Here is a 12,113-nt window from a genome sequence, read left to right on the forward strand (position 1 = left end):
TCATATGAGCAGTAATTAACCGGAGTCACAGATTCCCTGCAAAGGCACCGGATATGGTGTCCGCCATGTCACAGTCACACCCTCGGATCAGCAAGGCTGTCATCCCCGCAGCCGGTCTCGGCACCCGGTTCCTGCCGGCCACCAAGGCCACTCCCAAGGAGATGCTGCCGGTCGTCGACAAGCCGGCGATCCAGTACGTGGTCGAAGAGGCCGTCTCCGCCGGTCTCGACGACGTCCTCATGGTGACGGGCCGCAACAAGCGCCCGCTGGAGGACCACTTCGACCGCAACTACGAGCTGGAGTCCGCCCTCCAGAAGAAGGGCGACGCCGGCCGCCTGGCCAAGGTGCAGGAGTCCAGCGACCTGGCCACCATGCACTACGTGCGCCAGGGCGACCCCAAGGGCCTCGGCCACGCCGTGCTGTGCGCCGCCCCGCACGTCGGCCACGAGCCCTTCGCCGTCCTCCTCGGTGACGACCTGATCGACCCGCGCGACCTCCTGCTCCAGCGCATGATCGACGTCCAGCAGCAGCACGGCGGCAGCGTCATCGCGCTCATGGAGGTGGCTCCGGAGCAGATCCACCTCTACGGCTCCGCCGCCGTCGAGACCACCGCGGACTCCGACGTCGTGAAGATCGGCGGCCTGGTCGAGAAGCCCGCCCCCGAGGACGCGCCCTCGAACTACGCCATCATCGGCCGCTACGTCCTCGACCCGGCCGTCTTCGGCATACTGCGCAAGACCGAGCCCGGCCGCGGCGGCGAGATCCAGCTCACCGACGCCCTCCAGCAGCTCGTGGCCGACGAGAAGATCGGCGGCCCGGTCCACGGCGTCGTCTTCAAGGGCCGCCGCTATGACACCGGCGACCGCGGCGACTACCTGCGTGCCATTGTCCGGCTCGCGTGCGAACGTGAGGACCTCGGCCCGGACTTCCGGACCTGGCTCCACCGTTACGTCACCGAGGAGATGCAGCAACGTTGAGCACCGCCGCGCCCCGCACCGCAGGCCCGGACCACCTCTGGTCGGTGGACGAGCACCTGGACGACATCCTCGCGACCGTCCGTCCCCTCGAACCCATCGAGCTGAACCTCCTCGACGCCCAGGGCTGCGTCCTGGTGGAGGACATCACGGTGCCGGTGTCCCTGCCCCCGTTCGACAACAGCTCCATGGACGGGTACGCGGTGCGGGTCGCGGACATCGCGGGCGCCAGTGAGCAGTACCCGGCGGCCCTTGAGGTCGTCGGGGACGTCGCCGCCGGTCAGGCCGACCTCCTCCACGTCGGCCCCGGCCAGGCCGCCCGCATCATGACGGGCGCACCGCTCCCGCCCGGCGCCGAGACGGTCGTCCCCGTCGAGTGGACCGACGGCGGCCTCGGCGAGGGTCCGGCCACCGGGATGCGCGCCCGCAGCCTGGCCCCCGAGGGCGCCACCGGGCTGGTGAACGTGTACCGCCCGGCCGGGGCCCGCGCGCACGTGCGAGCCAAGGGCAGCGACGTCAGGGCCGGTGACCGCGCCCTGGAGGCCGGCACCGTCCTCGGCCCCCCGCAGATCTCCCTGCTGGCCGCCATCGGCCGCGGTACGGTCCGGGTGCGCCCGCGCCCGCGCGTGGTGGTGCTCTCCACCGGCAGCGAACTGGTCCAGCCCGACGAGGAACTGCGCCCGGGTCAGATCTACGACTCCAACAGCTTCGCCCTGACCGCCGCCGCGCGGGACGCCGGGGCGATCGCCTACCGCGTGGGCGCCGTCGCCGACGACGCCGCGACCCTGCGGGACACCATCGAGGACCAGCTGGTCCGCGCCGACCTGATGGTCACCACCGGCGGGGTGAGCGTGGGGGCGTACGACGTCGTCAAGGAGGCGCTGTCGTACGCGGCGGACGAGGACGAGCCCGGCAGCGGCGTCGACTTCCGCCGGCTCGCCATGCAGCCGGGCAAGCCCCAGGGCTTCGGCTCCATCGGCCCCGACCACACGCCGCTGCTCGCCCTGCCCGGCAACCCGGTCTCCTCCTACGTCTCCTTCGAGCTGTTCGTCCGCCCCGCCATCCGCACCCTGATGGGCCTGACGGACGTGCACCGGCCGAGGGTCCGCGCGGAGCTCACCGCGGGCCGGGCGCTGACCTCGCCGAAGGGCCGCCGCCAGTTCCTGCGCGGCCGCTGCGCCGACGGCACGGTGACGCCGGTGGGCGGCGCCGGATCGCACCTCGTGGCGGCCCTCGCGCAGGCCAACGCCCTGATCGTCGTCCCGGAGGACACCGAGTCCGTCCCGCCCGGCACCGAGGTCGAGGTGGTCCTGCTCGGCTGAGCGCCGCCCGTTGGCGGTACCGTGTCGCGCACAGCAGGCCCGTGCGCCGCACCGCGACGGGCCAGGACCGGGAGCGCCACACGATCATGACCGTGCCATCCCGGGGGGCCACCCCCGGACCCTCCGAACCCTCCGAGCCCGCCGGATCCTCCGGGCAGTCCCGTCTGACCCACATCGACGCGGCGGGCGCCGCCCGGATGGTCGACGTGTCCGCCAAGGACGTCACCGCCCGCACCGCGCGGGCCACCGGCCGCGTCCTCGTCGCCCCGCGCGTGATCGAGCTGCTGCGCGGCGAGGGCGTCCCCAAGGGTGACGCGCTGGCCACCGCGCGCATCGCGGGCATCATGGGCGCCAAACGCACCCCCGACCTGATCCCGCTGTGCCACCCGTTGTCGGTCTCCGGTGTGAAACTGGACCTGTCGGTCGCGGACGACGCCGTGGAGATCGCGGCGACCGTGAAGACGACGGACCGCACGGGCGTCGAGATGGAGGCGCTCACCGCGGTGACGGTCGCCGCGCTCACCGTGATCGACATGGTCAAGGCGGTCGACAAGGGGGCGGTCATCACGGACGTACGGGTGGAGGAGAAGACGGGCGGCAAGTCGGGCGACTGGAGCCGGGCATGACACCCGACGCGACGGCCGGCGGCGCGCCGCGCGAGCCGTACCGCGCGCTGGTGGTCACGGCCTCCAACCGGGCCGCCGCCGGTGTCTACGAGGACAAGGGCGGCCCGCTGGTCGCGGAGGGCCTGCGGCGCTTCGGTTTCGCGGCCGACGGGCCTCAGGTGGTCCCCGACGGTGACCCCGTCGAGGCCGCCCTGCGCGCGGGCGCCGACGCCGGGTACGACGTCGTCGTGACCACCGGCGGCACCGGCATCTCGCCCACCGACCGCACCCCCGAGGCGACCCGCCGGGTGATCGACCACGAGGTCCCCGGCATCGCGGAGGCCATCCGGGCGTACGGCCGGGACAAGGTGCCCACGGCCGCTCTCTCCCGGGGCGTCGCCGGGGTCGCGGGCCGGACCCTGATCGTCAACCTGCCCGGGTCCAGCGGCGGGGTGAAGGACGGCCTGGCCGTCCTGGAGCCGCTGCTGAAGCACGCCGTGGACCAGTTGCGCGGCGGTGACCACCCGAGGCCGGACGCCAGTGGCGGGGGTGCGAGCTGAACAGCCCACACTGGCCGGTCGAGCTGGTGGACGGCGACATCGTCCTCCGGCCGATAAAGCTGCGCGACCAGAAGGCCTGGCGCGAGGTCAACCGGCGCAACCGCGACTGGCTGCGGCCCTGGGAGGCGACGATCCCGCCGCCCACGCCCAGCGGCCCGGTCACGCACCGCCCGACCTACCGTCAGATGGTCCGCCACCTCCGCTCGGAGGCGAGCGCCGGCCGGATGCTGCCGTTCGTCATCGAGTACCAGGGGCGTCTGGTCGGCCAGTTGACCGTCGCAGGGATCACCTGGGGCTCCATGTGCTCGGGCCATGTCGGGTACTGGGTGGACGAGTCCGTGGCGGGGCGGGGAGTGGTGCCGACGGCCGTGGCGATGGCAGTGGACCACTGTTTCCGCACGGTCGGACTGCACCGCATCGAGGTCTGCATTCGCCCGGAGAACGGGCCGAGCCGCAGAGTGGTGGAGAAACTCGGATTCCGCGAGGAGGGGCTGCGGCCCCGATATCTCCACATCGACGGGGCCTGGCGGGACCATCTCGTCTTCGCGCTCACGGCGGAGGAGGTCCCCGGCGGTTTGCTCGCCCGCTGGCACCGGGCACGCTCTCGGGAGCGGTCCGGCCAGGAGCTGCCCGGACACGACCGGCGCAACCGGGGAATCCCGCACGGACCAGGAAATTGAATAAACGTTCGAATTAATGCGACGGGTGACCGCCTGCGGGTACGGAATTTCCGGGTTCGAGTGGCTGTCTGATCGCATCCGTCACAAAAAAAGTTCGAAATATCAGCCAGATCGTGCGACACACCGGCCCAATTGGCGGATGGCCCCGTCCAAACCCCTCTACCGTGTGAGGCGTGAGCAGCAGCGGCCTCATCTACGCAGTCATTGTCGGGGCCTGGGCCGCCTACTTGGTGCCGATGTGGCTCCGTAGGCAGGACGAGCTGAACGAGGCCCGTCCCACGGAACGCTTCAGCACCGCCATCCGATTGTTGTCCGGACGGGCGGGCATGGAGCGCCGGTACGCCAAGGACCTGCAGGCGCGCTCCGCCGACGAGGGGGAGCAGGGCGCCCACGACCCGGATGCGATCACCGACTCGGTGGACGTCCGGGCCTTCGCCGTGTCCCAGACCCGTCCGCAGACCCAGGCGCCCGTACCGTCACCCCCCGAGGAGCCGGCGGAACCGGCGCCCGGCCGGCCGGCCCGCGAGCACGTGGGACGGCGTCCGGTGCCCGAACCGGCCGTCGTGCCGGGACGCGTCCCGACCGCCCGCCGGCCCTCCGAGGTGCGTGCGGCGCAGGCCGCCGCCGCGCGAGCCCGGCGCACGAAGGTGCTGGCCCGCCGTCGGCGCACCACCACGCTCCTCTTCCTCGCCTTCACGCTCGGCGCGGTCGTCGCGGCGGTCGGCGGACTGGCTTTCCTCTGGGCGCCCGGGGTGCCGGCCGTGCTGCTGAGCGCGTACATCGCGTACCTGCGCTCCCAGGAACGCCGCCGCTTCGCCTACCAGATGGACCGCCGCCAGGCCGAGGTCGCCGCGCAGCGGCTGCGCGAGCGCGAACGCCAGCCGCGCCGCCGCCCGTCCGTCGACGAGGCCGACCCCGACGAACCGGAGGGGCCGGAAGCCGGAGTCGTCGCCGACCCGGGTCTCACCGCGCTCGCCGCGGACCGGCGCGCGCTCGTCGAGCAGACCGATCACGCCGAGTGGGTCGACCAGCAGCGCGAGCGGCAGCGGCGCCCCGGCCAGGGCGGCGACAGCTGGGACCCCGTCCCGGTGCCGCTCCCGACGTACGTGACCGCCCCGGTCGCCCCGCGCGCCACCAGCGACGTGGACCTGGGCGCACCGGACACCTGGAGCTCGGCCCGCTCGAGCGCGGTACCGGCCGAGGAGGCGGCCCCGGCCGAGGAGGCCGACCCGGACCCCGTCCCCGCCGACGAGCGCAGCGACGCCCGCCGCGCGGCCTCGGCCCGCCGCTCCCGCGAGCGCGGCCGCACCCCCCTCTTCGACCAGTACGAGGACGGCGAGCGTCCGAAGGCCGCCAACGAGTAGCCCCCGGTCAACGGATTTCCGAGCACCCCGATCGGGATGCTAAAGTTTCACTCGTTGCAAGGGCCTGTGGCGCAGTCCGGTAGCGCACCTCGTTCGCATCGAGGGGGCCAGGGGTTCAAATCCCCTCAGGTCCACGCACAGCTCGAAGCCCCGGCCGGGATATCCCGGCCGGGGCTTCGACGTGTGTGCGCCGGGGGGCGGCGAGGAGGTCGCCTCGCGCGGGGTCGTGGCCGGGCCCGGACCGTGCCGCCCAGGCCTACTTGAACAAGATGCCTCGGACCCGTTCGCGGTTGTGCGACTCGAGGACCATCTGTCCCGCAACCCGTCCGCCAGGGGTCGGAGAAACTCCGCCTCGGCGAGGGATTCGCCCAACTCCCCTGCACGGAAGGGTGAGTGCGTCCTGTACGCGACAGATGCAAAGGGCGCTCATCCACGTGCGAAGCAGTCGAACAGCCCTCCTGGTGGCGGCCAGTGCCGTCGCCACGCTGGTTCCCGCGCTGACCCCGGCCACGGCGTCGGCCGCGGAGAACCCCCTCAGCCAGTACCTCGAGCAGAGACCCGCCTGGCATCGCTGCGACAAGGCGATGCCCGCTTCCCTCCAGTGCGCCACGATCAAGGTGCCGCTCGACTACCGCCGCCCCGGCGGCAAGAAGCTGAGCCTCGCGATATCGAAGATGAAGACGAGCACCAAGAAGGAACGCCGCGGTGTGCTCCTGCTCAACCCGGGGGGTCCGGGCGGGCCGGGTGTCGACATGCCGCAGTACCTGGCGAGCGAACTGCCGAAGGCCGTGAAGGCGAAGTACGACCTGGTCGGCTTCGATCCGCGAGGCATCGGCCGGAGCTCCCCCGTCGGCTGCGGCCTGACGACCGGGGAGCTGAACTGGGAACGGCCCTACAAGCCCGGGACGTTCACCAAGGACGTGAAGTGGGCCCGGACCTTCGCCGAGAAGTGCGATGCCCGGCAGGGCGACAGGCTGCGCCACATCACCACCCGGAACACCGCCCGGGACATGGACGTGATCCGTGCCGTACTCGGCGAGAAGAAGATCTCCTACCTCGGGTACTCCTACGGCACCTACCTCGGCGCGGTCTACACGCAGATGTTCCCGAAGCGTTCCGACCGCTTCGTGCTGGACAGCGCGGTCGACCCGGCCCGGGTCTGGCGCGGCATGATCCAGGTATGGGCCGAGGGCGCCGAGCCGGCCTTCACGAGGTGGGCCGAGTGGACCGCCGAGCGCGACTCCACGTACAAGCTGGGCAGGACTCCCGAGGCGGTCCGCAAGACCTTCTACGACCTGGTCGCGCGGGCCGACCGCAAGCCCATCGACTTCGACGACGTCCTGACCACCGGAGACGACATCCGCTCCGGCGGCCGCACCATGTTCTTCAGCGTGCGCTACGCGGCCGAGTGGGTCGTCGAGTTGAAGAAGGCCGCCGAGAAGAAGCCGCGGTCCACGCGTCGGCAGCACACCACGCCCACGCCGCTTCCGCCGTCGTTCGGTGAGGTGCCCGAGGACAACGGCGATGCCGGCTTCTGGACCGTCGTCTGCGCCGACACCCGCAACTGGCCCCGCGATCCCGGGCGATACCGCGACGACGCCGTCCGGGACAAGGCCACGTACCCGCTCTACGGCGACTTCGCCTCCCACATCAAGCCGTGCGCCTTCTGGAGGAAGAAGGGCAGCGAGCCCGCGACCGCGGTCAACAACAAGGTCCGCGCGCTGATCCTGCAGAACGAGTGGGACCCCCAGACGCCGTTGACCAGCGCGCAGGGCCTGCGCCGTGCGCTGAAGGGGGCGAAGATGGTCACCGTCGTGGGAGGTGTCGGACACGGCGTCTACGGGACCAAGTCGTGCGCCGACAAGACGGCCACCACCTACCTGACCACCGGCAGACTGCCGGCGAAGGACACGACCTGCCGGGCCGCCGGGGCGGCGCACGAGCGCTGGGGCGTCAGCCCTCCGCCGCTTCCCACACCTCGGGGCATCCCCGGAATGGTCAGCCGCTTCTGAGCACCGCAGGGCCCGGGACGGCACGACGGCGTCCCGGGCCGGTGTGCGAGGCGCGCCGGAACGCCACCAGGCTGTTCGCCCGCTTCCGCGGGGCCGGATCGGACCTCACCTCCGCGGGGACCTCGTACCGGGAGTTGCGGAACGCGGACGCGGGCGCCCCTGGTGCGCTCTACCGCAGCTGCTTGGCGTAGCAGCGGCTTTCCTCGTGGCAGCGGTAGTAGCCGAACTTCTCGCAGGGCTCGTAGCCGCTGGAGGCGTACAGGGCGATGGCCTCCGGCTGCTTGGTGCCGGTCTCCAGGACCATGCGGACGCGGCCGGCGGCGCGGGCGTCCTCCTCGAGGGCGGCCAGGATGCGGCGGGCCAGGCCCCGGCCGCGCATCTGCTCGATCACGTACATGCGCTTGAGCTCGGCGTCGCCGTCGCGGTTGCCCTCGCCGTTGGCGTCCTGGGCGCGCCAGCCGCCGGAGGCCACGGGGACCCCGGCCTCGTCGTACGCGATCAGGTAGACGCCGTTCGGGGGCGTGAAGTCCGCCGGGTCCATGGGGGTGGCGTCGCCGCCGTCGCCGTAGCGGACGTGGTACTCGGCCTGGACTTCGGCGTCCAGCTTCACGGCGTCGGGGTGGTCGTAGGGGACCCGGCGGATATCCATGCCGAACACCGTAAAACACGCCCGGACGTGCTGTGTCGTATCGTGCCCTGATGCTCACTGTGACCTCTGTCAACGTCAATGGACTGCGGGCCGCCGCCAAGAAGGGATTCGTGGAGTGGCTGGCCGGGACCTCCGCCGATGTGCTGTGTCTGCAGGAGGTGCGGGCGGAGGCCGGGCAGCTGCCGGAGCGGGTGCGGGAGCCCGAGGGGTGGCACGTGGTGCACGCTCCCGCCGCGGCGAAGGGGCGTGCGGGGGTGTCCCTGTACACCCGGCGTGAGCCCGACCGCGTGCGGATCGGGTTCGGGTCGGAGGAGTTCGACGGCAGCGGGCGGTACGTGGAAGTGGATCTGCCGGGGGTGACCGTCGCCTCGCTCTACCTGCCGTCCGGGGAGGCCGGTACCGAGCGGCAGGAGGAGAAGGTCCGGTTCATGGATCAGTTCCTGGTCCACCTCAAAGGGCTGCGGGAGCGGGCCGCCGCCGACGGGCGGGAGGTCGTCGTCTGCGGCGACTGGAACATCGCCCATGAGAAGGCCGACCTGAAGAACTGGCGCGGGAACACCAAGAACTCGGGGTTCCTGCCGGAGGAGCGGGAGTGGCTGTCCCGGGTCCTCGACCCGGCCGACGGCGGCTACGTGGATGTGGTCCGGGCGCTGCACCCGGACGTGGACGGGCCGTACACCTGGTGGTCGTACCGCGGCCGGGCCTTCGACAACGACACGGGGTGGCGGATCGACCTCGCCGTGGCGACCCCCGGGCTCGCGGGCCGCGCGGTCAAGGCGTACGTGGAGCGCGCCGCCACGCACGCCGAGCGCTGGTCGGACCACGCGCCGGTGACGGTGGTCTTCGACGGCGTTCCCGCCGGCGCGGGCTGAGCAGCGGGAGCAGGGCCGATCGACCTGTGGATCGACCCGTGATCCGGGCACCGGAACGCCCTCTGCCGGGTCCTTCACGATCGTAGCGTCGTGGCCATGACGGACGAGCCGGTCCTCGCAGCTCAACGGCTGCGACTACTGCCTGCACCCGCACACCTCCGACGCCCGCGAGGCGGGGGAGAGCCAAGCACGGCCAAGGTGCCGGGCAGCGGCCGGCGGGGCACCCGCCGGTGAGCGCCGGTACGCGACCCGCGCCCGCACCGCCGCGGGAGGCGGCCGGGGACCTGCGGGACGGCTGACCGGGGTCACCACGGGTCCGCCCGTCCTTCCCGCCGACGCGGCCGTCAGTCCCCCTCGGGCGGCGGGGGAAGGATGCCGCAGAGGGCGTCGAGCGCCGCGCCGAAGGCGTGGTCGGGAGGTGCGGCGTAGCCGACGACCAGGCCGTCGTACGCGGGCATGGTGGCGGCCGGGTGACGGAAGCCGGCGAGCCCGTCCACGGCGACGCGCTGCAAGGCCGCGGCCTTGGTCACCGGCCGTTCGATGCCGGGCGGGAGGCGCAGCACCGCGTGCAGCCCGGCGGCGATGCCGGTGGGTGCGACGTGCGGCGCCCGGCGGGCGAGCAGGGCGACCAGACGGTCCCTGCGGTCCCGGTAGCGCTGCCGGCTCCGGCGGATGTGCCGGTCGTAGTGGCCCGACTCGATGAAAGCGGCGAGTGTCAGCTGGTCCGTGACACCGGCCCACGCCTCGCGCGCGCCCTTGGCCCGCAGCACGGGTTCCACCAGGTGGTCCGGCAGCACCATCCACCCCAGCCTCAGCGCGGGGGAGAGGCTCTTGCTGAGCGAGCCGAGGTACACGACGCGCTGCGGATCGAGTCCCTGGACGGCGCCCACCGGCTCCCGGTCGTAGCGGAACTCCCCGTCGTAGTCGTCCTCCAGCAGCACGCCTCCGCTCCCGCGCGCCCAGTCCACCGCGGCGGCCCGCCGCTCGGGGTGGAGCGGCCCTCCGGTGGGGAACTGGTGGGCGGGGGTGAGCAGCGCCGCCCGTACCCCCTTCAGCGTGAACAGCTCCGTGGTGCGGGCCCCGTGCTCGTCCAGCGTCAGAGGCACGGTCCGCACCTGGGCGGCCTCCAGGACCGACCGGTGGAACGGCAGCCCGTAGGACTCCACGGCCAGGGGGCCGCGCAGTACCTTCCCGCCGAAGAGCAGCCTCAGGGCGTGCGCGACACCCGAGCACACGACGATCGTCTCGGGGCTGGTGCGCACGCCCCGCACGCGGGACAGGTAGCCGGCGAGGGCGCGTCGCAGCTCGGGCCGTCCTCGGGGATCACCGGGCCCGAACGCCTCGCTGGGGGCCGCGTTCAGTGCCCGCCGCGCGGCGGCCAGCCAGGCCGCACGGGGGAAGGAGGAGACATCCGGCAGGCCCTGGCGCAGGTTGTGGGCGGGCGGCTCCGGGCGGACCGGCACCGGCTTGGGTACGCGCGGGGAAGCGGCCGGCGTCGCCCTGGGCGCCACCCGCGTCCCCGACCCCTGGCGGGCGACCAGCCAGCCTTCGGCGACGAGTTCGGCGTAGGTCTCGGCGACGGTGTTGCGGGCCAGCCCGAGGTCGGCGGCGAGCGACCGGTAGGGCGGGAGCCGGGTGCCCGGTGCCAGCCGCCCCTCCGCCATCGCCTCGCGCAGCGCGCGCCCGAGCACGGCGCGGCGGCTGCCGCCTCCGGACGTGTCCAGGTCCAGGTGGAGGTCGCCGCCGACGCGCTCGGCCGGATTGACCCATGAATCCGCCATGGGAATGCACCCTACGCGGGGTCTTTCGCCTCCGTAGCGTGGTGGTCACGAGGAACGGGGGCCCGGCGCGGGGCCGGGGCCGGAGACGGCCCGGGGCAACCGTGCGGGTCCGCTCCTCGCCGTCGCAGCCGACCATGCCCGAGGAGAGACCCTTGAACGCGTCCACCGACCCCGTTCTCGTCCGTGCCGCCTCCGCCGAGACGTTGCAGGACGGGGCCACCAGCCTCATCACCCTGCTCGCCGACTCCTCCCGGACGCAGGGGGCGCTGACGGCCAACCGGGCCACCCTGCGCAAGGGTTCCCCGGGTGCCCCCGCGCACTTCCACACGAGGATGACCGAGATGTTCTTCGTCCTCGGCGGCGGTCTGCGGGTGCTGCTCGACGACCGGATCGTCACCCTGGAGCCGGGCGACCTCGTGACGGTGCCGCCGCGACTGCCGCACGCCTTCGCCCCGGCGCGAGGCGAGGAGGCCGACGTCCTGGTCGTCTTCACCCCCGGCGTGGAGCGCTTCGACTACTACCGTCTGCTGGAGCGCGTGTACCGGGGGGAGGCCACCGTCGAGGACATCAAGGCCGGCTCCGAGCGGTACGACAACCACTACTGCGCCAGCCCTCTCTGGCAGGCGGAGCTCGCCGGCGAGTGACTGCCCGGCGGCCGTCAGTCCCGCGTGCGCAGGCGCCGGTCCAGGGCCAGGGACAGTTCCGCGTCGACCACGCTGCGGGCCAGCGGGCGCAGGCGGTGGACGGCTTCCTCCGGGGCGTGGCGCAGGATCAGGGCGGCGAAGAGGTCGGCCAGGACGTCGGCGTGGGTGCGGACCTCCGCGCCGGCGCGGAGCACCTCCGCGAGCGGGATGCCCTCGCGGACCAGGGCCGAGGACACGTCGAGCAGGCGGCGGCTGATGTGCACGATCTCCTCGCCGTCGACGCCGAGGTAGCCGAGGTCCAGCGCGGCGGCCAGGTTCTCCGGGGTGACCTCGCCCGAGAAGTGGTCGGCGAGTTCCTCGGGGGTGAGGCGGACCGGGGTCTCCTCGGTGGGGGTGTCCACGCCGAGGAGTTCGCCGACGTCGCGGCCGTGGTCGAAGGCCTCGGCCAGTTCCGCTATGCCGTTGAGGGTGTGTCCCCGCTCCAGCAGCGCCGTGATCGTGCGCAGCCGGGCCAGGTGGTGGTCGTCGTACCAGGCGATACGGCCCTCGCGGCGGGGCGGCGGGATCAGCTTGCGTTCGCGGTAGAACCGCAGCGTGCGCACCGTGATGCCGGCCAGCCTGGCCAGCTCCTCCATGCGGTACTCGCGCCG

12 protein-coding genes, 1 tRNA gene and 1 pseudogene are annotated in these 12,113 nt (G+C 72.9%); 11 read left to right on the top strand and 3 right to left on the bottom strand.

The window, feature by feature from the left end; translation table 11 throughout:
* Positions 1-65 precede the first annotated feature (65 nt).
* The 8 genes from galU to F1615_RS11345 all read left to right on the top strand — a co-directional run bounded on the left by galU (position 66) and on the right by F1615_RS11345 (position 7,517).
* Positions 66-977, top strand: a complete 912-nt coding sequence (gene galU / locus F1615_RS11310) for a UTP--glucose-1-phosphate uridylyltransferase GalU (RefSeq protein ID WP_149548775.1) — start codon at positions 66-68, stop codon at positions 975-977.
* The gene (gene glp / locus F1615_RS11315; protein ID WP_149548776.1) at positions 974-2,296 is read left to right on the top strand and encodes a gephyrin-like molybdotransferase Glp; all 1,323 of its coding nucleotides are present in this window, start codon (positions 974-976) and stop codon (positions 2,294-2,296) included. Before galU ends, glp begins: the two co-directional genes overlap by 4 nt.
* Positions 2,297-2,382: 86 nt before the next feature.
* Complete coding sequence (gene moaC / locus F1615_RS11320; protein WP_149548777.1) at positions 2,383-2,922, top strand: cyclic pyranopterin monophosphate synthase MoaC; 540 nt, start codon at positions 2,383-2,385, stop codon at positions 2,920-2,922.
* Positions 2,919-3,461, top strand: coding sequence for a MogA/MoaB family molybdenum cofactor biosynthesis protein (locus tag F1615_RS11325; protein ID WP_149548778.1), 543 nt, complete (start codon positions 2,919-2,921; stop codon positions 3,459-3,461). The genes moaC and F1615_RS11325 overlap by 4 nt, the downstream gene beginning before the upstream one ends.
* Positions 3,462-3,487: 26 nt before the next feature.
* A complete protein-coding gene (locus tag F1615_RS11330; RefSeq protein WP_208818290.1) occupies positions 3,488-4,141 on the top strand; it encodes a GNAT family N-acetyltransferase in 654 nt (217 codons plus the stop codon).
* 173 nt (positions 4,142-4,314) lie between these two features.
* On the top strand, positions 4,315-5,505 hold the full coding sequence (gene glpR / locus F1615_RS11335; RefSeq protein WP_149548780.1) for a gephyrin-like molybdotransferase receptor GlpR: 1,191 nt from the start codon (positions 4,315-4,317) through the stop codon (positions 5,503-5,505).
* A gap of 60 nt (positions 5,506-5,565) precedes the next feature.
* Positions 5,566-5,639: transfer RNA gene (locus F1615_RS11340), tRNA-Ala, on the top strand.
* Positions 5,640-5,918: 279 nt separating this feature from the next.
* Positions 5,919-7,517 (top strand): alpha/beta fold hydrolase, encoded by a 1,599-nt coding sequence (locus tag F1615_RS11345; RefSeq protein ID WP_149548781.1) that lies wholly within the window; start codon positions 5,919-5,921, stop codon positions 7,515-7,517.
* A 169-nt stretch (positions 7,518-7,686) separates the two neighbouring features.
* Here the strand turns inward: F1615_RS11345 and F1615_RS11350 are convergent, their stop codons facing one another.
* Complete coding sequence (locus F1615_RS11350; RefSeq protein ID WP_149548782.1) at positions 7,687-8,166, bottom strand: GNAT family N-acetyltransferase; 480 nt, start codon at positions 8,164-8,166, stop codon at positions 7,687-7,689.
* A 50-nt stretch (positions 8,167-8,216) separates the two neighbouring features.
* Between F1615_RS11350 and F1615_RS11355 the strand changes: the two genes are divergently transcribed.
* Together F1615_RS11355 and F1615_RS36820 are read left to right on the top strand one after the other, a co-directional pair.
* The gene (locus tag F1615_RS11355; RefSeq protein ID WP_149548783.1) at positions 8,217-9,038 is read left to right on the top strand and encodes an exodeoxyribonuclease III; all 822 of its coding nucleotides are present in this window, start codon (positions 8,217-8,219) and stop codon (positions 9,036-9,038) included.
* 121 nt (positions 9,039-9,159) lie between these two features.
* Positions 9,160-9,255: pseudogene (locus F1615_RS36820) on the top strand (carboxymuconolactone decarboxylase family protein); the annotation flags it as partial.
* 127 nt (positions 9,256-9,382) lie between these two features.
* Here the strand turns inward: F1615_RS36820 and F1615_RS11365 are convergent.
* Positions 9,383-10,819 carry a PLP-dependent aminotransferase family protein gene (locus tag F1615_RS11365; protein WP_149548784.1) on the bottom strand — a complete coding sequence of 479 codons (1,437 nt, stop codon included), beginning with the start codon at positions 10,817-10,819 and terminating at the stop codon, positions 9,383-9,385.
* A 134-nt stretch (positions 10,820-10,953) separates the two neighbouring features.
* On the opposite strand from F1615_RS11365, the gene F1615_RS11370 reads away from it, so the two are divergent.
* Complete coding sequence (locus tag F1615_RS11370) at positions 10,954-11,463, top strand: cupin domain-containing protein (protein WP_149548785.1); 510 nt, start codon at positions 10,954-10,956, stop codon at positions 11,461-11,463.
* A 14-nt stretch (positions 11,464-11,477) separates the two neighbouring features.
* Here the strand turns inward: F1615_RS11370 and F1615_RS11375 are convergent, their stop codons facing one another.
* Positions 11,478-12,098 (bottom strand): MerR family transcriptional regulator, encoded by a 621-nt coding sequence (locus F1615_RS11375; protein ID WP_149548958.1) that lies wholly within the window; start codon positions 12,096-12,098, stop codon positions 11,478-11,480.
* Between the last annotated feature and the right edge of the window lie 15 nt (positions 12,099-12,113).

This window comes from Streptomyces marokkonensis (genome assembly GCF_008312835.1).
GTDB classification, from domain to species: Bacteria; Actinomycetota; Actinomycetes; order Streptomycetales; family Streptomycetaceae; genus Streptomyces; species Streptomyces marokkonensis_A.

What these genes read in the sequence shown, in the direction of transcription:
- galU (WP_149548775.1), top strand. Translation starts at nt 66, where the DNA reads ATGTCACAGTCACACCCTCGGATCAGCAAGGCTGTCATCCCCGCAGCC.
- moaC (WP_149548777.1), top strand. Translation starts at nt 2,383, where the DNA reads ATGACCGTGCCATCCCGGGGGGCCACCCCCGGACCCTCCGAACCCTCC.
- F1615_RS11325 (WP_149548778.1), top strand. Translation starts at nt 2,919, where the DNA reads ATGACACCCGACGCGACGGCCGGCGGCGCGCCGCGCGAGCCGTACCGC.
- F1615_RS11345 (WP_149548781.1), top strand. Translation starts at nt 5,919, where the DNA reads ATGCAAAGGGCGCTCATCCACGTGCGAAGCAGTCGAACAGCCCTCCTG.
- F1615_RS11350 (WP_149548782.1), bottom strand. Translation starts at nt 8,166, where the DNA reads ATGGATATCCGCCGGGTCCCCTACGACCACCCCGACGCCGTGAAGCTG.
- F1615_RS11355 (WP_149548783.1), top strand. Translation starts at nt 8,217, where the DNA reads ATGCTCACTGTGACCTCTGTCAACGTCAATGGACTGCGGGCCGCCGCC.
- F1615_RS11365 (WP_149548784.1), bottom strand. Translation starts at nt 10,819, where the DNA reads ATGGCGGATTCATGGGTCAATCCGGCCGAGCGCGTCGGCGGCGACCTC.
- F1615_RS11370 (WP_149548785.1), top strand. Translation starts at nt 10,954, where the DNA reads ATGCCCGAGGAGAGACCCTTGAACGCGTCCACCGACCCCGTTCTCGTC.
- F1615_RS11375 (WP_149548958.1), bottom strand. Translation starts at nt 12,098, where the DNA reads ATGGAGGAGCTGGCCAGGCTGGCCGGCATCACGGTGCGCACGCTGCGG.